This is a genomic window from Aneurinibacillus uraniidurans (assembly GCF_028471905.1).
Classification (GTDB): domain Bacteria; phylum Bacillota; class Bacilli; order Aneurinibacillales; family Aneurinibacillaceae; genus Aneurinibacillus; species Aneurinibacillus uraniidurans.
Genome location: NZ_CP116902.1, coordinates 1777975 through 1799733, shown reverse-complemented (window position 1 = coordinate 1799733; position 21759 = coordinate 1777975). Strand labels below are relative to the sequence as shown.

The following is a 21759-nucleotide window of genomic DNA, read 5'->3' as shown; positions in this document are numbered from 1 at the left end:
CCGACTTTCCTTTTTATTTTTACGCCACACTTTATATAGATTCGAAAAGTTAAAGTGTATCTTCTTATCTACGCTACACATACTAAATAAAAATAAAAAGGGAGCAAGAGAAACAACATGACTTTTTTCACCAATTGGATCAGAGGAAAGAACTCAATTTCTACACAAAATGAAGCGACTGCTCTCTTACACAGCAAGATTGATTCTTCACTCTCTGTTAATATGCAGGACCTAACTAGGTTTTTTAGTAATATGCCGGATCTTACTTCCCATACATTCTTATTACAAACACAAAAAAAGGCCGCCCTTTTTTATATAGATGGCTTAGTAGATCGGAACATGATTAATAAAGACATCCTTCCGCCACTCCTCTATAAAAAGTGGGAACAAGAAGGTCCCCTAGAATTAACACTCTCTATGAGCCCCATCAAAAAAATGGAGCAGTGGTCTGAGATTGAACAGAACCTTCTCGGTGGAAAAAGTATCCTGTTTATTGACGGATGTTCTTTTGCATTCGGTTTCGAAACACAAAATTGGCCGCAGCGTGCCATCCAGGAACCGCAAGTAGAATCATCGATTAAAAGTTCGCATCAAGGTTTCACCGAAACAGCCAGTCAAAATATCTCGATGATTCGTCGTTATATCCCTACTCGAGAATTAAAAGTTATCAAATGTACAGTCGGTGAACGGGGCAAGTCAACCGTCTCACTCCTTTATCTCCAGGATGTTGTAAATCAAGATTTTCTTCAAGAAATGCAAAAGCGAATTGCCCAAATCAAGGTCGATACGATTCTTAACACGGGTGAGCTAGAAGGATTTATTGAAGATCATGCCTATACACCTTTTCCTCAATTTTTCGTTACAGAACGCCCTGATACAGCAGCCTCGCATATTCTACAGGGACGAATCGCCACTATTGTAGATCGCTCGCCAGGGGTTCTGATTGGACCTATGTCTTTTTCTGCTTTCTTTCAAACGGTTGACGATTATAACATCCGGTGGATTGTCGCCTCCTTTATTCGCCTGCTCCGTTTTATTGGAGCTTTCATTGCGATTTTTGCGCCTGCATTTTATATCGCTATGGTTTCTTTTCATTATGAAATTATTCCGCTTAAGCTGCTCTTATCCATTGCAGAATCACGCGAAAGGGTTCCTTTCCCGCCCCTTATTGAAGCGCTGCTGATGGAACTAACTCTAGAGATGCTTCGTGAAGCCGGCATTCGCCTCCCTGCACCTATCGGACAAACGATCGGTGTGGTTGGGGGTATCGTAATTGGACAAGCTGCCGTGCAAGCCGGGCTTGTCAGTAATATCATGGTAATCGTAGTAGCTGTGACTGCCATCGCTTCTTTTATCATTCCGAATCTAGATATGTCAGCTGGAATCCGAATTCTTCGCTTCCCTATGATGGTTCTCGCTTCTATATTCGGGATGATCGGCATCATTTCAGGAATGATGTTACTGATCGGACATTTGCTGTCTTTAAAGTCATTAGGAAGTCCCTACATGAACTTCCTTTCATTTTCGAGCCTATCAGACATAAAAGATACGTTTCTTCGCGTACCGATCTGGATGATGAAAAAGCGCCCTCTATCCATTCGTCCTAAACAAACAAACCGGCAAGGACGCGCGCAAAACCATAAGGAGGACCCATGAATACATTCAAAGAAATAAGCTTTATGCAGTATGTCCTCGCCATCCATGGAGTCGAGGTAGCTACCAGTATATTAACCCTTCCTTCATCCTTAGCGAAAATCGCAGGAACAGACGGGTGGATTTCGATTGTCCTTGGATGGATTTTGTCCATTATCGTTGGCCTATGTGTGGTTTCCTTCATGTCCAAATACCCTGGGGAAACTTTTCAGGAAATCTTAATCCGTTACACAGGAAAGATACTAGGGAAAGCGATCATGATCGTATGGATATTCTACGCTATGTTTTCTGGCATCTCCATTCTATTCATCACATTATTTCTCCTTCAGGAATGGATTTTACCCCATATGCCTCGCTATGTTATAGCAGCACTCTTTATGTGTAGTGCTTTTCCTCTTTTTCGCGGAGGTGTAAACGTTTTAGCACGCTATGCTGTCTTTGTTTTTTTCTTCACACTTTTTTTGCCCGCCTTGTTGCTGATCCCCCTTAAGGACAGTCAGTTGCTTTATATCCTCCCTATTTTAAAAGATGGATGGATTCCAATCTTTTATGGGATAAAAGAAACAGCTGTAGGTTTTTTGGGATTTGAGATGGCCGTTCTCTTTTATCCCTATCTAAAAAACAAACAAGCTGCCGTTAAAGGAATGGTGATTGCTAATACGCTTACATTAATCATCTATTTGCAAATTACACTAAGCTGCTTTGTTTATTTTAGCCCCGATGAAATCACACAATTTTTATGGCCGACACTTACACTTGTAAAGCCCATCAAATTTCCATTCCTTGAACGATTGGAAATTATCTTTTTATCGTTTTATATTTTTCTTTTCTCTGCTGCATTTATATCTTACTTCTTTTTTGCCATAGATAGTCTTCGCCAGCTTTTCAATAAACCAAAGTGGAAAATCCCTTATCTCATATTACCATTTATTGTAATTTTATCTGCTGTATTCACGCTTTCTTATGAAGAACTTGGAATCCTAAAGCAATGGTGGGGTATCGCAGATTACATTGTTGGGTATACATTTCCTGTTCTATTCTTTTTATATGTGACGGTGTATACATACTGGAGGAGAGGAAAATCTCGTGAAAAAACAAGCTAAGTTTATTCTACTCTGTTTTTGCTTACTATTTCTCTCAGGTTGCGGAGACCGACTTAGTGTGGAGGAAACAACCTTATCGTTAGTATACGCGTTGGATATAGATGAAAAAGGGAAATTAACGGTCTACCAGCTGAACCCTGTTTTCAATAAAGAGGCAAAGAACAAATATGAAGTCCACAGCGCAAAAGTAACTACCAACAGACAAGCTAGACAAGTATTTGATAGTATGATGAACGGAACGATCACGACTGGAAAAGTACAAGTCATTATGTTTAGCGAGCACTTATTGAGAAAACAAGGGATTATGGCTTTGATTGACAGTATCTATCGGGATCCAAAAAACTCCGGGAATACGTGCCTGGTTGTTGTAAAAGGACCCATCGCTCCGCTAATGAACAGTAAATTTAACGATAAGCCAATCCTGCCTATGTACATAAAAAACGTAATCGATGTAGGAAGAGATTCCAACCAAGGAGTTTTTGTTACCGCACAACACTTCCATAAACTAGCGTTCGATAAAGGGATTACTCCCTTCATCACCGAAATCAAGACGGGACCAAAGGCACTTACAATAACCGGCTCCGCTCTTTTAGATAATGGAGGAATTTATAAGCTGTCACTCAATCGTCATGAAAGCGCACTCCTTCTCATGCTGCAAAAAAGTGAACATCCGCCGGTATCTTTTACGATGCGTATGCCCTCTTTTTCTTTTAAAACTCCAAACCCGCTGCAAAACAAAAAAGGGACAGATTTTATATCCGTTGATGTTTATAAAGTCAAGCGTAAGATTTCGGTTACTCATGAGCATAATCATTTTTCTTTTATGGTACAGCTAGAGATGAATGTTGATTTAACGGAACGTACATTCGATATGAATTTAGACAAAAATAAGGAGCAGCTTGAAGCGATCCTTACCAAGCAATTCACAAAGGAGCTGAATAGTCTAGTTAGAAAAATACAAAAAAAACAACTTGATCCCTTTGGATTCGGATGGCATGTACGCGCTTACTTATATCCAGAATGGAAAAAGGTTGAGGAGCACTGGCCCCTGGAGTTCTCAAAGGCAAACGTATCGATCATACCCGTAGTAAAAATCCAAAAAAATGGCGTAATCGAGTAGAAACTATAAAACGTAAAAAGCTGTCGAGATCTTCTCGACAGCCTGCCACTTCTATACGTGAAACGCTATTCAACCAGACTTACACACACATTTTTTGCTTCTGTGAAAAATTCAAGGCTGAACTTGCCGCCTTCTCGACCAATGCCGCTCTTTTTGAAGCCGCCGAATGGAGCACGTAAGTCGCGCACGAACCAGCAATTCACCCAGATCGTACCGGCCCGAATTTTCGCCGCTACACGGTGTGCTCGCTTCACATCGCGTGTCCATACCATGCCATTCAGTCCGTATTCCGTATCATTCGCGATTTGAATCGCTTCTTCTTCCGTATCGAACGGCACAACTACAACGACCGGCCCGAAAATTTCTTCCCGGCAGACACGCATTTGATTGTTTACATGCGTATAAATTGTCGGCTCCAAATAGTAGCCGTTCTGTAAGTGTTCCGGCAGTTCAGGACGTCTGCCACCATATGCAAGCACTGCCCCGTCCTGTGCGGCCACTTCCAAATATCCGGTTACTTTGCGATAATGCTCTTCCCCAATTAGCGGTCCCAAATTTGTCGTCGGATCTTGCGGATCACCGATTTTCAGACGACTGGCTGCTTCTACGAGCTTATCAACGAATGTATTATAAATCTCGCGCTGTACAAGCAAGCGCGAACCTGCCAGACATACTTGCCCTGCATTCATAAATGCCGCACGAATGGAGGTCGATACAGCTTGATCAAGATCGGCATCCGCAAATACGATATTCGCTGCTTTGCCGCCCATCTCAAAAGATACACGCTTCAACGTATCCGATCCCGCTTTCATGATCGCTTTACCCGTCGCTGTCTCACCTGTGAACGTAATCAGATCAATCTCCGGGTGCGTCGTCATGAACTCGCCCGCTGACTTTGGACCGAACCCTTGCACGACATTCACAACCCCGTCTGGAATCCCGGCTTCTTTGGCAATTTCGCCAAGCAAACTTACCGTAAGCGGCGTTAATTCCGCTGGTTTAATAACGGCTGTATTCCCTGTCGCCAGACATGGACCAAGCTTCCATGTTGTCAGCATAAACGGCAGATTCCACGGCGTGATCAATCCGGCTACCCCGACTGGCTCATACAGTGTATAGTTCAGAAATTGATCATCTACTGGAAACGCTTCTGAACCGTGCTGTTCAATAAAATCAGCAAAAAACTTCATATTATTCGCCGCACGTGGAATTTCGTGTTCAAGCGCATCCCGATATGGTTTGCCTACATCGAGCGCTTCAAGACGAGCTAATTCTTCCTTGCGTTCGATCATAATATCGCCCATGCGGCGCACAAGTGCACAGCGCTGCTTAACCGACATTGTCCGCCATTCACTCTCTTCAAATGCGCGGCGTGCTGCCATGACCGCATCATGTACGTCTGCTTCGCTCGCTTCATGAACACGGGCAACCAACTCCCCTGTCGATGGGTCATGCACATCGAACAAACGGTTCGATGTCGCATCCACATACTGTCCGTTAATATACAGCTTCACTTCACGCACGTCTACTTTTGTCTGTGGCATATGTTCTCCTCCGCTATTTTTATTTTTTGAGATCAGACATTGGTACCCCACCAATGCCCCAGTGGTTTTTCGGCATTTCATTAATCATAATCCGAATCGCTTCTTTCGGAGAGCCGAGCGTTTCAGACACAACCTCTGCTACATTTTTCATTAACGCGCGCTTCATCTCATCAGAGCGCCCTTCTACAATATGAATTTGAATCAGTGGCATACGTTTCCTCCTACTCCTTGCACGTCAGCGTTACGCTGCCAAGCTTTTCAAAATGCGCCTGTACGATATCCCCCGGATGAAAATCAATCGCTCCGGTTAATGCACCGCTCAGGACAACATCGCCTTTATGCAGCTTTTCCCCTCGTTCATGCAGCTTACGAACGAGCCAGGCAACCGCTGTTGCCGGATGGCCAAGGACAGCTGCACCTGCTGCTGTGTCGACAATTTCTCCGTTCTTATACAGCACCATCCCCATCAAGCTCAGATCCAGATCCGTCACGCGGCTCGGCTTACCCCCGAGCACATAGCGGGCAGACGATGAGTTGTCTGCGATTACATCAACCAGTGTAAATTTAAAATTCAAGTACCGGCTGTCAATCACTTCAAGCGCAGGGAACACGTATTCAGTTGCAGCAAGCACTTGTGCCCCTGTCACCGCTGGTCCTTCTAGGTCTTCTTTTAAATAAAATGCGATTTCCGGCTCTGCTTTCGGATGAATCAGTTCCGAATAACGAACCGCCTCGCCCTCGTTAATCAGCATATAATCTACAAGTGTGCCGTATGTTGGCTCATGAACCCCCATCATTTGCTGCTTCGCACGACTTGTTAAGCCGAGCTTGCGGCCTAGCACGCGCTGGCCCCGTTCCTGTTTCCGGGCGATGAGGCGCTGTTGAATGTCATACGCTTCTTCCATCGTCAAATCAGGATATTGTGCTGTCAGACGCTCAATTTCTTTCCGCTCTGCTTCTCCACCTTCGACAATATCGACACAATGTTCAAGCTGCTCCGGTGTCAAACTCATTATTGAACGACCTCCTGTTTCCGCTGTTTCGCCATCTCTGCTGCCACATCAATAATCATATCTTCCTGTCCCCCGATCGTTTTGCGACGACCAAGCTCGACAAGAATATCACGTGCATCCAGGCCAAAGCGCTGCGCAGCACGCTCGGCATGAAGCAAGAAACTTGAATACACACCGGCATATCCCATCACAAGACTGCCTTTGCGAATTTCTTGCGAGCGCGGTAAGATCGGGCCAACTACATCTTCCGCCAAATCCATCATTTTATACAAATCAATGCCTGTATCCAATCCCAGACGCGCCAGTACCGCGATTAATACTTCTGTCTGCGTATTGCCCGCTCCCGCACCGAGACAGCGCACACTGCCATCAATGCGTGTTGCTCCTTCTTCAATAGCAGCAAGCGTATTCGCAACCGCAAGTGATAAATTATTATGGGCGTGGAAGCCGATTTCACATGATAATTCCTGCCGCAGCAAACGTACTCGCTCCCGTACATCATCTGGCAATAAGGCACCGGCAGAATCAGTCACATACACCGCTTCCGCCCCGTAGCTCTCCATGAGCTTCGCCTGTTCAAGCAGCTTTTCCGGTGTGGCGGTATGTACCATCATCAAAAAGCCGAGTGTCTCCATGCCAAGTTCGCGGGCGATGTTAATATGCTGCGCTGATACATCTGCCTCCGTCACATGTGTGGCGACACGTACAAGCTTCGCACCAAGTGCATTCGCTTGCTTTAATTCGTGTACGGTTCCAATGCCCGGCAATTGCAGCACGGCAATTTTAGAGGTTGTACATTCTGATACAGCCGCTTCAATCAGCTTCATCTCATCGACAAGCGAGCGCCCATATTGCAGCGTGGAGCCGCCCAGGCCATCTCCGTGTGAGACTTCAATATAATGCATCCCTGCGTCATCTAAAGCACGCACGACCGAGCGCACTTGCTCTTCGGTGAACTGATGGGCAACGCTATGACTGCCATCACGCAGGCACACTTCTGTAATCCGAATCGGTTTATTGCTGTTTCGCTTCATAACGTTCTCCTTCCGTCGCAAGCTTGTGACGTGCAAAGTCTTCTGCCACACGCACCGCTGCCGCTGTCATAATATCAAGGTTACCGGCATACGGCGGGAAATAGTCGCCTGCGCCTTCCACTTCCAGAAATACCGTAACACGGTTTCCATCAAATAACGGTTCCTGCTTCAAGCGATAGCCTGGCACGTACGATTGAACATCGGCGACCATGTCATGAATCGAGGCGCGAATTTTCTCCTCGTCCATGTTTTTCACTTCACAATGCACCGTATCCCGCATCAAAATCGGCGGCTCAGCCGGATTTAAAATAATAATCGCCTTACCTTGATCGGCGCCGCCTACTTCCTCAATGCCACGGCGCGTTGTAATCGTAAACTCATCAATATTGGCCCGCGTACCAGGACCAGCGCTTTTGCTCGACACAGTTGCAACAATCTCTCCGTATGAAACGTCTGCCACGCGATTAATGGCATGCACCATCGGAATGGTCGCCTGCCCTCCGCACGTAATCAAGTTCACGTTATCCGCATCAAGATTGCTGCCAAGATTCACAACCGGGCAGAGAAACGGTCCGCGAGCAGCTGGTGTTAAGTCAATCGCCAGCTTGCCTAGCTCTCGCAATGTTTTGGCGTGGCGTACATGCGCTTTCGCCGATGTCGCATCAAATACAACATCAGCCAGATCCGGATTTTCCTCGAGAGCCGTAATCCCATTCGCAAATGTCAAATACCCACGTTCTGCCGCACGCGTCAGTCCATCCGATTCCGGGTCAATCCCGATCACGGCTGTCAGTTCAAGTACGTCACTGCGCTCCAGTTTATACATCAGATCGGTCCCGATATTACCTGAACCAATAATCGCTGCTTTTAATTTTGCCACTGTGTATCTCTCCTTCTCTTCCACTTATCCGAATGTAACCGATACGGAGCCAATCTCACTAAAGCGCACCGTAATGTGATCCCCTTTTTCGACGGGCACAGCTTTGGCAACGGCCCCTGGCAAAATAATTTCTCCGGCATGCAGACCGATATCATATGCAGCCAGTTTATTGGCCAACCACGCAATCGCATAGGCTGGATGACCAAGCGCTGCGGCACCTGCCCCTGTGCTGATCTGCTGACCGTTTTTCTCCAGCACCATCCCCATCAGCTGCAGATCAAGACCGTCCACTGGCATAGGCTTGCTGCCAAGTACGACGCGTGCCGATGAGCCATTATCCGCAATCGTATCTGGAAGCTTGATTTTCCAATCACTAATGCGGCTGTCGATAATTTCAATTGAAGGGACGACGTAGTCTGTAGCACTGAGGACATCCGCTACGGTAACACCCGGCCCCTTCAAATCATGCTTTAAAATAAAGGCTACTTCCGCCTCAATTCTCGGTTGAAGTAATTCTGCCGCTTGCATTACATCCTGATCCGACAACACCATGTGATCAAACAAGTGTCCGTAATCCGGTTCGTTCACCCCCATCATCTGCTGCATCGGCTTTGATGTGAGGCCGATTTTCTTGCCGACAATGCGATGGCCTGCCTGCTGCTGCAAGCGTACCCACTCCAATTGAATCAAGTACGCATCTTCCGCGCTTAAATCCGGGTACGCTTCTGTCAGCGGGGAAATCGGGGTACGCTCCTGATCAGCGCGATACAGTTGGGATGCAAGCTCCCTATGTTTTTCTGTCGCTATCATGCTGCTTCTTCCTCCTTATCTGTCCATTGCTTTATTTGCACAAGTCAATTGTCACATCTGATAACGGTTTTGCCTGGCATGCGAGCACGTATCCGACAGATCTTTCTTCATCGGTAAGTACGGATTTCGAATAAAAACCATGTTCGATTGTGCCATCGACAACTCGGACTTTACATACCCCGCATCCGCCACCTTTGCAACCGACAAGCAGCGGCAACCGGGCAGCGGCAGCAGCGTCGAGCAGCGTCCGCTGTGCAGAAGCTTTGATTTCCTTGTCCTGACCACGTACATACATGTTATATGTATTCATGACTCAACCTCCGCTTCTCTCAAAATAGATCACTTAATATAATGAAGAGAAAAAGAGGAGAATTCGCTCTCCTCTTTCCCCCGTCTTAACGGTTTTGAGCTTTACGAATTCACATTCATGAATCGATCATTCAGCTCGCGCTCGAAATAGAAAATCGCTTTGCCAATCGTATCTTCCGTCCATGTAATCGTTGGAGAATCCGGATACGTGATATAGCCACCGCAGAACACTTCATTACGGTTGCCAGACGGATCAAAGAAGTAGATTGTCGTCCCTCGCGTAATGCCATGGCGAGTCGGTCCGATATCAATCGCTACATCGTTTTTCGCCATGATATCTGCCGCCTTGCGCAGTTCGACCCATTCATCCAGCCAGAAAGCGATGTGATGCAGACGCCCATTCGGTCCTTTCACAAATGCGATGTCATGCGCCGTATTCGTTTTGAATAGCCACGTTGCAAGCTGCCCTTCTCCGCTATGGTCCACAAGCTGCTCGCTCATTTTGAAATCAAATACGTCCATAAACAAGCGGCTTACTCCTTCAATATCATCGCCTGTCACCAGCAGGTGATCGAGGCGTGGCGGTGCGATTCCAACCAGATGGTCCGGCCACGGATCTGGATTCACAAGCGACATCCCGTTGCCTACCACTTCAATTTCATGATAGAGTTCCACCCAATGCTCCGTCGGAAGCTGGAAGCGAATCGCTTCGCCTTCTGCGATACGCGTGCCTTTTGGAACTCGCTGCACAGCAATGCCGTAGTCACTTAGCTTCTGTTCGTACATGTCGAGGTCTTGGGCAAATTCACACTTGAACGCCAGGTGATCTAAGCCTGCCGTATCTGCTTTTTGCAGAATTACGCTATGGTGATCATGCTCATCCCATGCTTTTAAATACACGTGATTTTCATCGCGAGCGGTTTCAATTAACCCAAGTACATTTTTATAATAAAAGATTGACTTCTCCCAATTTGGTACACGAATTTGTACGCGACCGAGACGCATAATAGCCATTCAACTTCCTCCTTTGATAAGCTATCTTATAAATATTCTCATCACCCAGCCTGTACAGCTGTTAGTAAAATGATAGTTAATTCTGTCTTTTCTGAATACAACAGTGAAGGTTGAAAATTCCTGTGATTTCTAAATGAAACCGGTTGCAATGAATCGTACAAATTCCTTCGCGCCAATTCGTACGATTCGGCTACAAACACACCTATATTGCAAATTGGTGAAAGAAAATAGCCCGCTTTATTATCGTACATTGACATCTGAATAGGGGATAAATTACAATATCCTCTGTAATTATTCAGAAAATTTATACATTAATAAAAAAGGGTGATGATGATGAACCAGTACCGGATAAAAAAATCAATCACGAGTGAACTGGCTGCCTATATGGTAGAGCGTTCTGTTAGAAAAGCAAACGAGTTAGGCATACAAGTCAATATCGCCATCGTGGATGAAAGCGGCCATCTGGTCCATTTTTCCCGCATGGATGGTGCCCCTCTTCTAAGCATTGAGATTGCGATCAATAAAGCTTACACAGGGGCTGCTTTCGGTCTTCCAACTCATGAATGGCATCCATTGATTAGGGAAGAACCTGCGCTACGCGAAGGCATCGTCCACACACCACGGCTCGTTACATTTGGCGGTGGCTATCCGATTACCGTAGAGGGCGATCTCATCGGTGCGATCGGGGTCAGCGGGGGAAGTACGGAACAGGATATGGCATGCTGTCTAGCTGCTCTAGAATTCGTGGAAACACAAGCCCCAGCATGAAAATGAGAGTTCGTTACTTCGTCAAACTGAAGTGGTAAGAGGGAAGAAAACAAGAGAGAAAAAACGAGTATGACTTCAATGTAGGAAAAGGCGAGCGCCTTTTCCTGTCCCTAGATCGAACATGAGGTAATTGGTCGCTTTGCTGTTCTCTGTTCCTTTACATCTTCTTCTGGATATGTTGTTTCAGAAGAAACACACACAGCTATCGAGCAGCATCTTAGCCAATTTATTGATTACTGCCTTCAAGTAGCTCATTACACGAAAGAACAGCTAGAAGGAATCGCTTGGTCATTGTGCGTTTTATTGGATGGAGTCGCTGGAATGAGTTTTAACATTATCGGATTGAAGCCTATTGCGGTTATTTATAAAAACGGAATTTTGATCGAAAAAGACCTCTCTGGTTTTATACACACCGGCTCTATTCTCTCTGGTTCTCTCCATGAATACTTTCATGAAATTTTTTGTGAAAACGAGGAGTATGAAGGGTTGGCTGTATGAGTATGAGTAGGAGGAGATAGAATGAATAGGCGTTTTGATCTGGCTTCTGACTTACATGTGGATTTTTGGGTAAAGTTCGATTCTAATCCGATCAAAATGAAACAAAAGACAGATGGGTTTATTGATTCAATTATCCATCCAGACCATTCTATGATACTTGTAATTGCAGGAGACATGGGACATTACAATCGCCAAAATGAGTTGATGTTGAATAGTTTCAAGCGGTATTACGAGTACATTCTCATTGTTCGTGGTAATCATGATTTATATCTTGTTTCGGGACAACAAGAAAAGAAATACGGGCGTAATTCTTCAAAGCGATGGAATGAGATGAAAGAAATTGCAGGGCAGATTGAAGGTGTATATATCCTTGAAGGAGATGTTATCACCTTAAAGGGTATTACCTTTGGTGGGACGGGCATGTGGTACGATTTTTCATACGGTATGCTTGGGCATGATAAAACAGAAGAAGAATTGGTTCGTCTTTGGAAAAAAGAAATGAATGATGCTGGGCTGATTAGAGGATTACCTGATTTTATTGAGGAATCTGCTAAACTCAGCAACATAATTAACGACAGCGAAGTAATCATAACGCATGTAGGCGGAGATTGGTCTATGCTGTCACCTAACTCTAAATATGTTCAAGGATTAACCCCCAGTTTTTATTTCTTTGATGGAAGCAAGTGGATGGATCAATTACAGGGAAAGGTTTGGTGTTTTGGTCACATTCATGACCATTTTGACTATATCAAAAATGGATGCCGTTTTGTGAATAACGCTATCGGATATCCACGTGATAATCCGGATGTAAAAATCAAAACAATCTCGATCTAACATAGGGAATCATGGCTTCCTGTTGTGAACGGTAAAGAATTATTGGAAGTATTAGAATCACTCGATGAAAAATTAAAACATTGGTAGAAAATGAATGAAAAAAAGTAGTCTATAACGCTTTTGAACCGATTGTTGAAGTTAATGATGCATATGGTCTGGCAGCGGCAGCTAGGCAGGAAGAGGTCTTATGTTTTCTCCCCCTTTCATCTTTCCTCTCCCCATCCATTTCCACAGCAAACACCTGTATTTCTTTGTTTATAAAGAGATACAGGTGTTTTTATTACTTATTTATTCATCCACTATAAAACACTATCTTCAATTTCAATAACTAGGTCGCTCAGCGGTGTGGCTGTACAGAGCAGCACTTTTCCTTCTTCCCGCTCTGACTCAAACAGCGTATGAGGGTTTGCTTCTCCGTAGTCCACTTCCCCTTCATGAATGTGCGATTTGCACATGCCACATCGGCCTGTACGGCATAAACTTTTTACTTTTACCCCATTGGACACGAGGGCATCCATAATCGTCTGTTCTTCTTCACAGGCAACCGTCACACCAAGCGGTTCAATTACAATATCATATGCCATTACGCTTCTGCTCCTGTTCTATCGTGAAGTCTACGAATTTACATTCATGAACCGATCATTCAGCTCGCGCTCGAAATAGAAAATCGCTTTGCCAATCGTATCTTCCGTCCATGTAATCGTTGGAGAATCCGGATACGTGATATAACCGCCGCAGAACACTTCATTGCGGTTACCAGACGGATCAAAGAAGTAGATCGTCGTCCCCCGCGTAATGCCATGGCGAGTCGGCCCGATATCAATCGCTACATCGTTTTTCGCCATGATATCTGCCGCTTTACGCAGTTCGACCCATTCATCCAGCCAGAAAGCGATGTGATGCAGACGTCCATTTGGTCCTTTCACAAATGCGATGTCATGCGCCGTATTCGTTTTGAACAGCCACGTTGCCAGCTGTCCCTCTCCACTATGGTCCACAAGCTGCTCGCTCATTTTGAAATCAAACACATCCATAAATAAGCGGCTTACTCCTTCAATATCATCGCCTGTCACCAGCAGGTGATCGAGGCGTGGCGGTGCGATTCCAACCAGATGGTCCGGCCACGGATCTGGATTCACAAGCGACATCCCGTTGCCTACCACTTCAATTTCATGATAGAGTTCCACCCAATGTTCCGTTGGAAGCTGGAAGCGAATCGCTTCGCCTTCTGCGATACGCGTGCCTTTCGGAACTCGCTGCACAGCAATGCCGTAGTCGCTTAGCTTCTGCTCGTATAGATCAAGGTCCTGGGCAAATTCACACTTGAACGCTAAGTGGTCTAAGCCTGCCGTATCTGCTTTTTGCAGAATTACACTATGGTGATCGTGCTCATCCCATGCTTTTAAATACACATGATTGTCATCGCGAGCGGTTTCAATTAATCCGAGTACATTTTTATAATAAAAGATTGACTTCTCCCAATTTGGTACACGAATTTGTACGCGACCGAGACGCATAATTGCCATACGACTTCCTCCTCGTTTTATTTAATTTTAAGCAGCCCCTTATGAGCAATGCCAAGTTCTGTGAGCGTCTTGCTATCATCCGGTGTGAACGGGTCGTCAAAGTATGTTAACTGCGCAGCATCCGGATCACGCTTATACATCTGACGAATCACTTCCTTGAATTCCGCCCAGGTCGCAGCCGGATCAACCGGCAGACATAGTGCAGGTGGATTCCCATGTTCGAACAAATAAACAAATATCATGTCCTCTCCCCTCCTTATATGCTTTGGGCACGCATTTCCTTCCATTTTGTAAAGTTTTTATAGTTAAGAGACTCATAGTAATCGCCAGTGTCTTCCGGTTCAAGGCCCCAGTACTCCGGCAGCTTTTCTGCTGGTCCACAGTTCCCCTGAAGGATTTCATGCACCGGCAGCCATGCCTGCTTGTATTTGTCTGGTTCCTGATCAAAAATCCATTTACATCCATCCGAACAGAAGTGATACGTTTCCCCTTCATGCACCGAGTGACGGAAACATGTCTCTTCCGGGTTATCCGGCTCGCTGAAAATCATCGGAATTTGACACGTCTGGCACAGCTGTGGCAGACCCGGATAAATATGATCGTGATTCGGGTCAGTCTGCTGCTCCCACTTCTTCGCCCATAAATCCGTCCATGTACTGCCATACTTTTCAGCAAGAAATGCTTTATCCTGCTCATTTGGCGCAAACGGGTGGAAGAACGTTACGTGCGGCAGACGATGCAGCAACAGCGCAACCTGATGGGTCAAATGATCTTTCTCCTTAATGCTGTCCTTAGCATGAAGCGGCAGGCGAATGCCGTACGGCTCCAGATCTTTAAACAGACCGTTAAACACCTGATCCTCAATGTACATCTCAAACGCTTCTTTCCATGACATCAGCTTGCGTGGCGCGATATAATCGAGCATGTACGGCACAACCGCAAATCCTTTATAGGCACGCCAGTACCACTTATCAAGCCAGCGCTGCACGATCGGCACATTATCCGGGTCTTCCTCAAGCATCGCGCGGATAGCCATCATGCCAAGCGTCATATGGCGGGACTCGTCAGACTGTGAGGTAAAGCCAACCCCGGTATACGTATGGTCGCTATTTTTCACCGCCATCGAACCAACTGTAACGAATAAAATATTCGTGAACACAACTTCGAATCCAAATGAAATCGCAGCCAGCGCTTCAAACGGCCCGGCAGTCAGGGCATCTTCAAAGAATGACTTCGGTACGGACATCAGCCAATGACGACTTGCAATCTGACGCCAGCTGTGGAATCCCTGGTAGTATTTATTGTAATTATTAAACATCAGCACTTGATCCTGCACGTGGCGCAGTTCGTCAACCGATTGCGTCAGAGCCGCGAAGCGAATCGCCGGGCTTGGCACATGACGAGCCACGAATTGGAACAGGCGGTGTGCATTGTATTCAGACGGTGCAGCAGCACCCATAAACAATTTCATCGCTTCCAGCCAGCGGGCATCACTAATATCAAGCTGGCTTTGCATCAGGTCAATGTTTTCGCGAATTGCCTGGAATTTCCGCTCCTTTTCTGCCTGAATGCGAACATAGTTCTCGATTGTTACACGGAACGGATCTTCCCAGCGCGACCAATCATGAATTTTGATACCTTCCATCTTGGCATATGGATACATCTCATCCCAGGATACATAGCCTGGTTCCCAATCCAGATCGCGAGTGAACAGATTGTATTCTTCTTTCAATCCACGCTTTTTCTTTTTACTCATATTTCTCCCCCCTTACACGTTGTCCCATTGAATAATAATTTGATCGTCGTCCCATTCGCCAATAAATCCGTAATACGACGTTACAATCAGCTGCAAATCTTCTGTATTCCATTCTTCTCCAAGCGCTTCTTCTACGGTCTCGCGATTAATCACAAGCTTCTCAATCGCCTCGACCTTCGCATACCCTGGAAACCGGGTGATTTTTGCGCTTGGATTGTCCTGCTCGACTGATTCGATCACTGCATCTGTTACATGTCCGTTCGTCAGATCAACGCCAACATACCGACTACGCTCTCCTGCCACTGTCATCCATATCCCTTCCCTTCTATACCTCTGTCACATGCAATTCACCAGACAACGGCGGCATAATCAGTCCCAATTCTGTTTCCAGTACCGGGCGCACATGTTTATCCAGTACGTTTTGCAGGACAACTTCCCCATCCTTCGCTTGTCCAGGCATCGCAAATATCGGCAATATCGGTTTTATCGCTGCGATCACTTGCGGCAGCCATTCATCGACAAATGACTGAATCACAGCCTGGTTCGCTGGCGTATCTGCGATCAACATTTTCATCAACGCAGCAGCCCAGTTGCGCTCGTAGTCAAACATATGCCAGAAAAACTCACTGAACATCGCATACCCTGCGCCGCCATTTTCCAGCGCACTCTCGGACATTTCCTCAAAGAAAAGTGGATAGACAATCAGGTTCAGCAGCAAATTAACCGCAACAACAGCTTCGCCCCAATCCCATGTCACCATCAGTTTTTCAGTCAAGGCACGCAATGGTTGGAACTTCTCATCTTCTAGCCACTTCTGCTTGCCGGCCGACAGAATCGCCGGATTCCTGCTTTCCAGCTCCGCACAGATTTTTGTAATCAACTGAGCCGAGCCAAGCAAATCAAATGATTGATACGTCGCACACTGTTCAATTGCAGTACCAACGGAGAACCGGCCTACATACATGTATACAACCGATTCACCGAAGAACAGATGGCGCAATACCGGGAAGAACTCACTTACTGTACGAACAAACGAATCATCCATCGTGCGAAATACGCCGAGTCGTTCACATGCATTGAACTGTCCTTTGATCCGTGTCTGTAATTCAGCACGATCGTAGCAGTACGTTGCATAATACAAGCGTGCCGGATCGCGGAACTGTTCCCAGTCTGTGCAGACAAGCTTTGTAATGTTCTCATCATAAATTTGAATGTCCGGATTCCAGATCGGACGATAGTGAAAATTCTCATACGGCTGCAGATTATATGTAGCCTCGTCATATGTGGTTGGCCGCTTCACCTTAAGCCCCGACATATATTTGTACGTCTGGCGCAGCGGCTTAATCATTTCTGAGCCTGGTTGAAATTGATACGTCATTCATATCCCCCCTTGCAGAAAATACAAGTACGTATACGCTTTCAATGTTATATAAAAAAGCCGTATACAACTCGCTGTACTATGATACAGGATAAAATATTTCTCAATGTTTTCATATAACTCAAAATGTTCTAAATTATTTTACGTGGTGTCCAAATCATCGCAACCGATTCGTACAAATCGAACCGATTCACTTGGTACGATTCGGTTCTAAACAACAAGCAGGCTGTCCCAAAAGCCCCAGGACATGGCGGACGGGACAGCTTTTTGTTATAGAATCGATAACGTGTGGTGAGAGGGTGTGGGAGAAGGGAGGAGCCGTTCGCTTCGGTACGTTTACAGAGAAGTAGTAGCTGTCCGCTCCGGGAGCCCGACGAACTCGCCCGCAAAGAAAAGCCCAGATGCTCTTTCACTGAAGGGTTGCGGGCAAAGGCCCGTTCGTCGTTCTCCCTCCGCTGGGGAGGCACGTACAGGCGCTTGTGCTCCTCCCTTCTCCCACTCCCCGCACAACGTTTCGGTTTACAAAAAAACATGCGACGCCAGAATGGATTTGCTCGGTAGCTACTGGCTTTTAGAAAGACGACTTTTTTAATTTTTTTACCTGCATAGCAAAGCTCAGCTTCTTGATCTTGCTTGATGGTGTTTACCCAAAGTGTGCTAGGAGCGGGATCGGGTGGGGCAACGGAACGCCTGTACGTGACTCCCCAGCGGAAGGGGACAGACGAACGGGCTTTTGCCCACAATACTTCGATGCATATACATCACTGTCATCTTTTGTGGGCGAGTTCGTCGGGCACCTGGAGCGGACAGCCTCTACTTCATAGCAAGCGTACCGAAGTGACGAGGTCCCACCCGATCCCGACTCCTCCACCACACCTTGGAGAAACCATCCCCCAAGAAAAGAAAGAGGCTGCCTCAATCGCTGTGTTACAGCTTTTGAGACAACCTCTTTTACATGATACATTACGAATTAGATACGGAAGTCGGCACAACCGGATTGAGTGAAATTTTGCCAAGAACCAGCATAATTTCAAGCGCTAGCTGCGTTTCAAATCGATTACAGGAAACCGTTAGATCTGTACCTGTTAGTTCCTGAATCCGACGGAGCCGATACCGCATACCGCTAATCGATACATTCATGACCCTGGCTGTTTTGTGCAGGTTGCATTCATTCTCAATGTAGTAATACAGTGTTTTTACTAATTCGCTTTCATTTTTCTCGTCATACGTGTGCAGCATTCCGAGCTTCTCGTACGCAAACGCTTCCAGTTCTTCTGGATGACGAGCATTAAGCAGCAATGTCAAATGTCCCAGTTCTGCGAAGCGTACGACCGGACACGTTTGTTTTTTGAGACGGGCAATCTCAATCGCCTGAATCGCCTCCTGATACCCACGTGCAAACACGGATAACGTGTAGCATACGTTACTAATTCCAAGGACAACATCCTTACTATCCATCAGCTCATTCAACTGGGTAAGCAGATACGTTCCATACGCTTCGACGCTTAATTTTTGTTGTTCGATATACGCCACCGGAATAAGTCCATATACGCGATTCAACTGGGTAGAAACGAGCGCCCGATATCCGGCCCGCTCCAGCTTACCCGACAGAAAATCAATGAGTTGGGGACGCCGCTCCATATACGCGATGTTTTCATACGTACCTTCTTTTTCACAGGAATCCATCTGAAACACGAATACATAATGCGGAGTATCGGCTTGATAACCAAGATACTGAAATCGCTTCATGATTACCGACATATCCGCGTCCTTGTTTAAAAGCTCCGCTAACAATTCGCCTTTAATTCGCTGCTCGGTTTCAATGACCGTTTGCTCGTTTAACTTTTGCAGGGCACATACACTAGCAGCTCGCTCCAATGACATCAGCTCGATCTGACCGAAGCTACCTTCTTCCTTCAGTAAAGAAATAAAGCCGCGCACCTGGCTTTTTACCAGAATCGGCGCAATCACACGTTTATGGGCGTACAATCCGCCTCCAGCGGGCATGTCCACTTGTACCGTTTGCTGCTCATCAAATAGCTTCTTGATCACAGTCCGCTCACTTTCGCTCCCGATTTCTCCACATCGCAGCGCCCGAACCGCCCCATGCGGCACTCGACCATAACTAGCAATCGTTTCGAATTCAGGACTTTCTACGACAACGGAACACGAAAGACTTTCCCCCAGCACCTGAGCAATCGTACTCAGTCCCTTCCCTTGCAGTACAACTTGTGTCAGTTTTTGACTAAGTCTCATCCCGATGCTCATGATATGCTGCTGCTTTTCGATGCGCTGATAGGCCAGATCGAGTTCATCTGCCAAATTCTCATCCTCGTAATCAGCCAACTCCTCTAGAATCTCGTCACCCCACTCTTCCACCGTTTTCCCAATGAAGCGACAGGTTGTATCCCCTTTCCCGACACATTCCACTTCCTTGTACACCACTTTTTTTCCGAAATATTCTGTCGAATATCCGCCTGCATACCCAGATAGCATATAACATACCGATTCATGATGCTTCGGAAAGTGCAGCAAATGCTGCTCAGCCTCGTACGAATTTTCCCAGGTGCCCTCCAAATAAAAGGTGCCTTGCTCGCGATTTACCTCGACACGTGTCGCACGCGAGAATACGTTCCCTGAAATAGTGTGCATCTGTGGCCCGGCCAAAAGCCATTCAATGTCACTCTCCCACTCAAACATTTCCTTCAAATTGCGGGCATCATTGCGCCCACAGTGCCAGCCATATCGGAGTAAAAATCGCTTTGCCCGCTCCGTACCGAGCGCAGCGATCAAATCATGACGCAGCACACCCCATGCATCGGCACTCGAGATGACCATCCGGCGATCTTTCAAGAAAATTTCGCCCTGCTTGGGATAGAAACGAAGCAAGTTTCGCAGTGATAATTCATTCGCTTTCGTTGTGTCCATCCGCTCCCTACTTGTCATCTGTTTGCTCCCCTTCACCTTTTAACTATTATAATATTTGACTTATTGTATATATTCTGACTATAATCTTTTGTAATTTATTATGCAAGGAGATGATCTTACACATGGAACGTATCGAAATGAATGAATTTTTTAGTTCCCTCGTACGAGAAGGGCTACTTCAGCAGGCTGAGAAGGTGTTTCCTCTGTATGAAACAAAAGAAATTGTCGCTACTTTGTACGAGCTTGGTGCAAGCGGTACCATGCTAGAAGTGTACTGGAAACAGCGTGACAATCGTGAATTTATTGCACTGGATCGCCGGGAAGCAAATGACATTGATACGTTTATTTGGGCTTTTGCTGATTTTGAATGGCTTGTCATTGATGATTTTCAGCGTAAGCTCCTCCAAAAACGCCTTGATTATTTTAATCAGGCTGCACTTGCTGTATAAAAAAAGAGCCGATATTTCCCTTACTGGGAATCGGCTCTTTTCTGATTCGTACTATTTCAATACTTTGCGCTCAGCCATTACAGCAAACAGTGCTTGCGCGAATTTCAGGCCTTCCTGAACAGCTGGTTCTTTCAGCATTCTTAGAACACCAAAGATCGACAGCGTATCATGGTTACGAGAAGCACGTTCTTTTGCTTCTTGTACCATGGACATGCCTTCTTTCGCCATCGATACACCTTCTCGAACGCGTTCTGTCACCGGTGCTGCTACCACCTGAACCATACTTGCCATGTCAACCAGAATGTCCTTATCAGTAAGAACTGGCTCAAGTGTTGTGTACAGACGGTCAAGTGCTCCAACCATTTTCGCCAGACGCGGCAGGCTCTCCATGAGCGTGCTAAGCGCTTCAAGATTCTCTTTATTCAAGGCGAACTTCGAAACACTGCTCGCCCGATCTGCGAGATAATTAAGCGATTCTGTATCGCTTGCAAAAGCAGCAGCTAGATCAATGCCCTGCTCAGCTTTTGCTACTGCGTTGCTAATTTGTGGCAGTTTTTGAACAAGCATGCTAAGTGCCTGCTGCACTTCCGGCTTTTCCAGTTCTTCCATCCACTGTGGGACTGCCTGTACGTCTTGTTGTTTTGTTTCAGCTTCCATTTGTTCTCTTCCTTTCTACCAGCAATTCTCATACATTGGTTCCACATATATTAGAATAATGTATATATTACAAATTACACTCCCTTATCATTTTACTCCCGATAGCCAACAAAGTCACGACATCTTTGTGAAAAAGTGTGCTTACTTTTTACCTAAACATTAAAAAAGACAGGTTACACATCCACCATGCATTCTCAGGCACAGCCGCAAGTTCAGCACCCTTTTCTATTGTCTGCTCAACATCCGTATGTATACTCTTCCGGCTGTTTGTTTACACTACAAAGTAACTCCCCATCAGGAAGGTGGAAATGATGAACTTATTAATCTGGGTTGCGATCATTTTCGTCGCACACGCTGCCCTGTATTTATTGCTTGGCACCACACACTGGCTGCTTGTTACGATTGAAGCGACAGCCGTCTGGACAGTCGTGTTAGCTGTCGTCCAATATTTTGTCCGCTCGCGTCGTAAAGAACGAGCGTAATAA

At 46.0% G+C, this 21759-nt stretch carries 24 protein-coding genes; 8 read left to right on the top strand and 16 right to left on the bottom strand.

What is annotated here, in order from left to right:
* Positions 1-117: 117 nt before the first annotated feature.
* From PO771_RS09035 to PO771_RS09025, 3 genes are read left to right on the top strand one after another with little or no spacing between them, the layout of a single operon-like run.
* The gene (locus tag PO771_RS09035) at positions 118-1656 is read left to right on the top strand and encodes a spore germination protein (RefSeq protein ID WP_272562941.1); all 1539 of its coding nucleotides are present in this window, start codon (positions 118-120) and stop codon (positions 1654-1656) included.
* Positions 1653-2756 carry a GerAB/ArcD/ProY family transporter gene (locus PO771_RS09030; RefSeq protein WP_272562940.1) on the top strand — a complete coding sequence of 368 codons (1104 nt, stop codon included), beginning with the start codon at positions 1653-1655 and terminating at the stop codon, positions 2754-2756. Before PO771_RS09035 ends, PO771_RS09030 begins: the two co-directional genes overlap by 4 nt.
* Positions 2740-3876 (top strand): Ger(x)C family spore germination protein, encoded by a 1137-nt coding sequence (locus PO771_RS09025; protein ID WP_272562939.1) that lies wholly within the window; start codon positions 2740-2742, stop codon positions 3874-3876. Before PO771_RS09030 ends, PO771_RS09025 begins: the two co-directional genes overlap by 17 nt.
* Before the next feature lie 65 nt (positions 3877-3941).
* Here the strand turns inward: PO771_RS09025 and PO771_RS09020 are convergent, their stop codons facing one another.
* The 8 genes from PO771_RS09020 to PO771_RS08985 form a co-directional block, all read right to left on the bottom strand.
* On the bottom strand, positions 3942-5420 hold the full coding sequence (locus tag PO771_RS09020; protein WP_272562938.1) for an aldehyde dehydrogenase: 1479 nt from the start codon (positions 5418-5420) through the stop codon (positions 3942-3944).
* A gap of 19 nt (positions 5421-5439) precedes the next feature.
* Positions 5440-5631, bottom strand: coding sequence for a 4-oxalocrotonate tautomerase (locus PO771_RS09015; protein WP_272562937.1), 192 nt, complete (start codon positions 5629-5631; stop codon positions 5440-5442).
* Positions 5632-5641: 10 nt separating this feature from the next.
* Positions 5642-6433 carry a 2-keto-4-pentenoate hydratase gene (locus PO771_RS09010; RefSeq protein ID WP_272562936.1) on the bottom strand — a complete coding sequence of 264 codons (792 nt, stop codon included), beginning with the start codon at positions 6431-6433 and terminating at the stop codon, positions 5642-5644.
* Positions 6433-7467 carry a 4-hydroxy-2-oxovalerate aldolase gene (dmpG, locus tag PO771_RS09005; protein ID WP_272562935.1) on the bottom strand — a complete coding sequence of 345 codons (1035 nt, stop codon included), beginning with the start codon at positions 7465-7467 and terminating at the stop codon, positions 6433-6435. The genes PO771_RS09010 and dmpG overlap by 1 nt, the downstream gene beginning before the upstream one ends.
* Entirely contained in the window at positions 7448-8347 is a 900-nt protein-coding gene (locus PO771_RS09000) for an acetaldehyde dehydrogenase (acetylating) (RefSeq protein WP_272562934.1), read from the bottom strand. The genes dmpG and PO771_RS09000 overlap by 20 nt, the downstream gene beginning before the upstream one ends.
* 24 nt (positions 8348-8371) lie before the next feature.
* Positions 8372-9157 carry a 2-keto-4-pentenoate hydratase gene (locus PO771_RS08995; RefSeq protein WP_272562933.1) on the bottom strand — a complete coding sequence of 262 codons (786 nt, stop codon included), beginning with the start codon at positions 9155-9157 and terminating at the stop codon, positions 8372-8374.
* Between the two features lie 31 nt (positions 9158-9188).
* Positions 9189-9467, bottom strand: a complete 279-nt coding sequence (locus tag PO771_RS08990) for a 2Fe-2S iron-sulfur cluster-binding protein (RefSeq protein ID WP_272562932.1) — start codon at positions 9465-9467, stop codon at positions 9189-9191.
* A gap of 101 nt (positions 9468-9568) precedes the next feature.
* Positions 9569-10480 carry a catechol 2,3-dioxygenase gene (locus tag PO771_RS08985; protein ID WP_272562931.1) on the bottom strand — a complete coding sequence of 304 codons (912 nt, stop codon included), beginning with the start codon at positions 10478-10480 and terminating at the stop codon, positions 9569-9571.
* 333 nt (positions 10481-10813) lie between these two features.
* Between PO771_RS08985 and PO771_RS08980 the strand changes: the two genes are divergently transcribed.
* From PO771_RS08980 to PO771_RS08970, 3 genes are all read left to right on the top strand, one after another.
* Positions 10814-11248 carry a GlcG/HbpS family heme-binding protein gene (locus PO771_RS08980; RefSeq protein ID WP_272562930.1) on the top strand — a complete coding sequence of 145 codons (435 nt, stop codon included), beginning with the start codon at positions 10814-10816 and terminating at the stop codon, positions 11246-11248.
* A 321-nt stretch (positions 11249-11569) separates the two neighbouring features.
* A complete protein-coding gene (locus tag PO771_RS08975) occupies positions 11570-11746 on the top strand; it encodes a hypothetical protein (protein WP_272562929.1) in 177 nt (58 codons plus the stop codon).
* Between the two features lie 21 nt (positions 11747-11767).
* Positions 11768-12580: a metallophosphoesterase gene (locus tag PO771_RS08970; RefSeq protein WP_272562928.1), complete on the top strand. Its 813-nt coding sequence runs from the start codon at positions 11768-11770 to the stop codon at positions 12578-12580.
* A 299-nt stretch (positions 12581-12879) separates the two neighbouring features.
* Here PO771_RS08970 and PO771_RS08965 read toward each other — a convergent pair whose 3' ends face one another.
* The 7 genes from PO771_RS08965 to PO771_RS08935 form a co-directional block, all read right to left on the bottom strand.
* Positions 12880-13164, bottom strand: coding sequence for a 2Fe-2S iron-sulfur cluster-binding protein (locus tag PO771_RS08965; protein WP_272562927.1), 285 nt, complete (start codon positions 13162-13164; stop codon positions 12880-12882).
* 30 nt (positions 13165-13194) lie between these two features.
* Positions 13195-14106, bottom strand: a complete 912-nt coding sequence (locus tag PO771_RS08960) for a catechol 2,3-dioxygenase (protein ID WP_272562926.1) — start codon at positions 14104-14106, stop codon at positions 13195-13197.
* 17 nt (positions 14107-14123) lie between these two features.
* Positions 14124-14348 (bottom strand): phenol hydroxylase subunit P4, encoded by a 225-nt coding sequence (locus PO771_RS08955; RefSeq protein WP_272562925.1) that lies wholly within the window; start codon positions 14346-14348, stop codon positions 14124-14126.
* A gap of 14 nt (positions 14349-14362) precedes the next feature.
* Positions 14363-15862: a YHS domain-containing protein gene (locus PO771_RS08950; RefSeq protein ID WP_272562924.1), complete on the bottom strand. Its 1500-nt coding sequence runs from the start codon at positions 15860-15862 to the stop codon at positions 14363-14365.
* Positions 15863-15874: 12 nt separating this feature from the next.
* The gene (locus tag PO771_RS08945; protein WP_272562923.1) at positions 15875-16171 is read right to left on the bottom strand and encodes an MmoB/DmpM family protein; all 297 of its coding nucleotides are present in this window, start codon (positions 16169-16171) and stop codon (positions 15875-15877) included.
* A 16-nt stretch (positions 16172-16187) separates the two neighbouring features.
* Positions 16188-17240 carry a ferritin family protein gene (locus tag PO771_RS08940; protein ID WP_272562922.1) on the bottom strand — a complete coding sequence of 351 codons (1053 nt, stop codon included), beginning with the start codon at positions 17238-17240 and terminating at the stop codon, positions 16188-16190.
* A 963-nt stretch (positions 17241-18203) separates the two neighbouring features.
* Complete coding sequence (locus PO771_RS08935; RefSeq protein ID WP_272562921.1) at positions 18204-20186, bottom strand: XylR N-terminal domain-containing protein; 1983 nt, start codon at positions 20184-20186, stop codon at positions 18204-18206.
* Between the two features lie 104 nt (positions 20187-20290).
* On the opposite strand from PO771_RS08935, the gene PO771_RS08930 reads away from it, so the two are divergent.
* Positions 20291-20617, top strand: a complete 327-nt coding sequence (locus PO771_RS08930; RefSeq protein WP_272562920.1) for a hypothetical protein — start codon at positions 20291-20293, stop codon at positions 20615-20617.
* Positions 20618-20668: 51 nt separating this feature from the next.
* Here the strand turns inward: PO771_RS08930 and PO771_RS08925 are convergent, their stop codons facing one another.
* Complete coding sequence (locus PO771_RS08925; RefSeq protein WP_272562919.1) at positions 20669-21274, bottom strand: helical membrane plugin domain-containing protein; 606 nt, start codon at positions 21272-21274, stop codon at positions 20669-20671.
* A 308-nt stretch (positions 21275-21582) separates the two neighbouring features.
* On the opposite strand from PO771_RS08925, the gene PO771_RS08920 reads away from it, so the two are divergent.
* Positions 21583-21756, top strand: a complete 174-nt coding sequence (locus PO771_RS08920) for a hypothetical protein (RefSeq protein WP_272562918.1) — start codon at positions 21583-21585, stop codon at positions 21754-21756.
* Positions 21757-21759: the final 3 nt, after the last annotated feature.

Bases quoted from the DNA above. Each gene is read 5' to 3' on its own strand.
- PO771_RS09035 (WP_272562941.1), top strand. From the start codon at position 118: ATGACTTTTTTCACCAATTGGATCAGAGGAAAGAACTCAATTTCTACA.
- PO771_RS09030 (WP_272562940.1), top strand. From the start codon at position 1,653: ATGAATACATTCAAAGAAATAAGCTTTATGCAGTATGTCCTCGCCATC.
- PO771_RS09020 (WP_272562938.1), bottom strand. From the start codon at position 5,420: ATGCCACAGACAAAAGTAGACGTGCGTGAAGTGAAGCTGTATATTAAC.
- PO771_RS09015 (WP_272562937.1), bottom strand. From the start codon at position 5,631: ATGCCACTGATTCAAATTCATATTGTAGAAGGGCGCTCTGATGAGATG.
- PO771_RS09010 (WP_272562936.1), bottom strand. From the start codon at position 6,433: ATGAGTTTGACACCGGAGCAGCTTGAACATTGTGTCGATATTGTCGAA.
- dmpG (WP_272562935.1), bottom strand. From the start codon at position 7,467: ATGAAGCGAAACAGCAATAAACCGATTCGGATTACAGAAGTGTGCCTG.
- PO771_RS08995 (WP_272562933.1), bottom strand. From the start codon at position 9,157: ATGATAGCGACAGAAAAACATAGGGAGCTTGCATCCCAACTGTATCGC.
- PO771_RS08990 (WP_272562932.1), bottom strand. From the start codon at position 9,467: ATGAATACATATAACATGTATGTACGTGGTCAGGACAAGGAAATCAAA.
- PO771_RS08985 (WP_272562931.1), bottom strand. From the start codon at position 10,480: ATGGCTATTATGCGTCTCGGTCGCGTACAAATTCGTGTACCAAATTGG.
- PO771_RS08980 (WP_272562930.1), top strand. From the start codon at position 10,814: ATGAACCAGTACCGGATAAAAAAATCAATCACGAGTGAACTGGCTGCC.
- PO771_RS08975 (WP_272562929.1), top strand. From the start codon at position 11,570: ATGAGTTTTAACATTATCGGATTGAAGCCTATTGCGGTTATTTATAAA.
- PO771_RS08970 (WP_272562928.1), top strand. From the start codon at position 11,768: ATGAATAGGCGTTTTGATCTGGCTTCTGACTTACATGTGGATTTTTGG.
- PO771_RS08965 (WP_272562927.1), bottom strand. From the start codon at position 13,164: ATGGCATATGATATTGTAATTGAACCGCTTGGTGTGACGGTTGCCTGT.
- PO771_RS08960 (WP_272562926.1), bottom strand. From the start codon at position 14,106: ATGGCAATTATGCGTCTCGGTCGCGTACAAATTCGTGTACCAAATTGG.
- PO771_RS08955 (WP_272562925.1), bottom strand. From the start codon at position 14,348: ATGATATTTGTTTATTTGTTCGAACATGGGAATCCACCTGCACTATGT.
- PO771_RS08950 (WP_272562924.1), bottom strand. From the start codon at position 15,862: ATGAGTAAAAAGAAAAAGCGTGGATTGAAAGAAGAATACAATCTGTTC.
- PO771_RS08945 (WP_272562923.1), bottom strand. From the start codon at position 16,171: ATGACAGTGGCAGGAGAGCGTAGTCGGTATGTTGGCGTTGATCTGACG.
- PO771_RS08940 (WP_272562922.1), bottom strand. From the start codon at position 17,240: ATGACGTATCAATTTCAACCAGGCTCAGAAATGATTAAGCCGCTGCGC.
- PO771_RS08935 (WP_272562921.1), bottom strand. From the start codon at position 20,186: ATGACAAGTAGGGAGCGGATGGACACAACGAAAGCGAATGAATTATCA.
- PO771_RS08930 (WP_272562920.1), top strand. From the start codon at position 20,291: ATGGAACGTATCGAAATGAATGAATTTTTTAGTTCCCTCGTACGAGAA.
- PO771_RS08925 (WP_272562919.1), bottom strand. From the start codon at position 21,274: ATGGAAGCTGAAACAAAACAACAAGACGTACAGGCAGTCCCACAGTGG.
- PO771_RS08920 (WP_272562918.1), top strand. From the start codon at position 21,583: ATGATGAACTTATTAATCTGGGTTGCGATCATTTTCGTCGCACACGCT.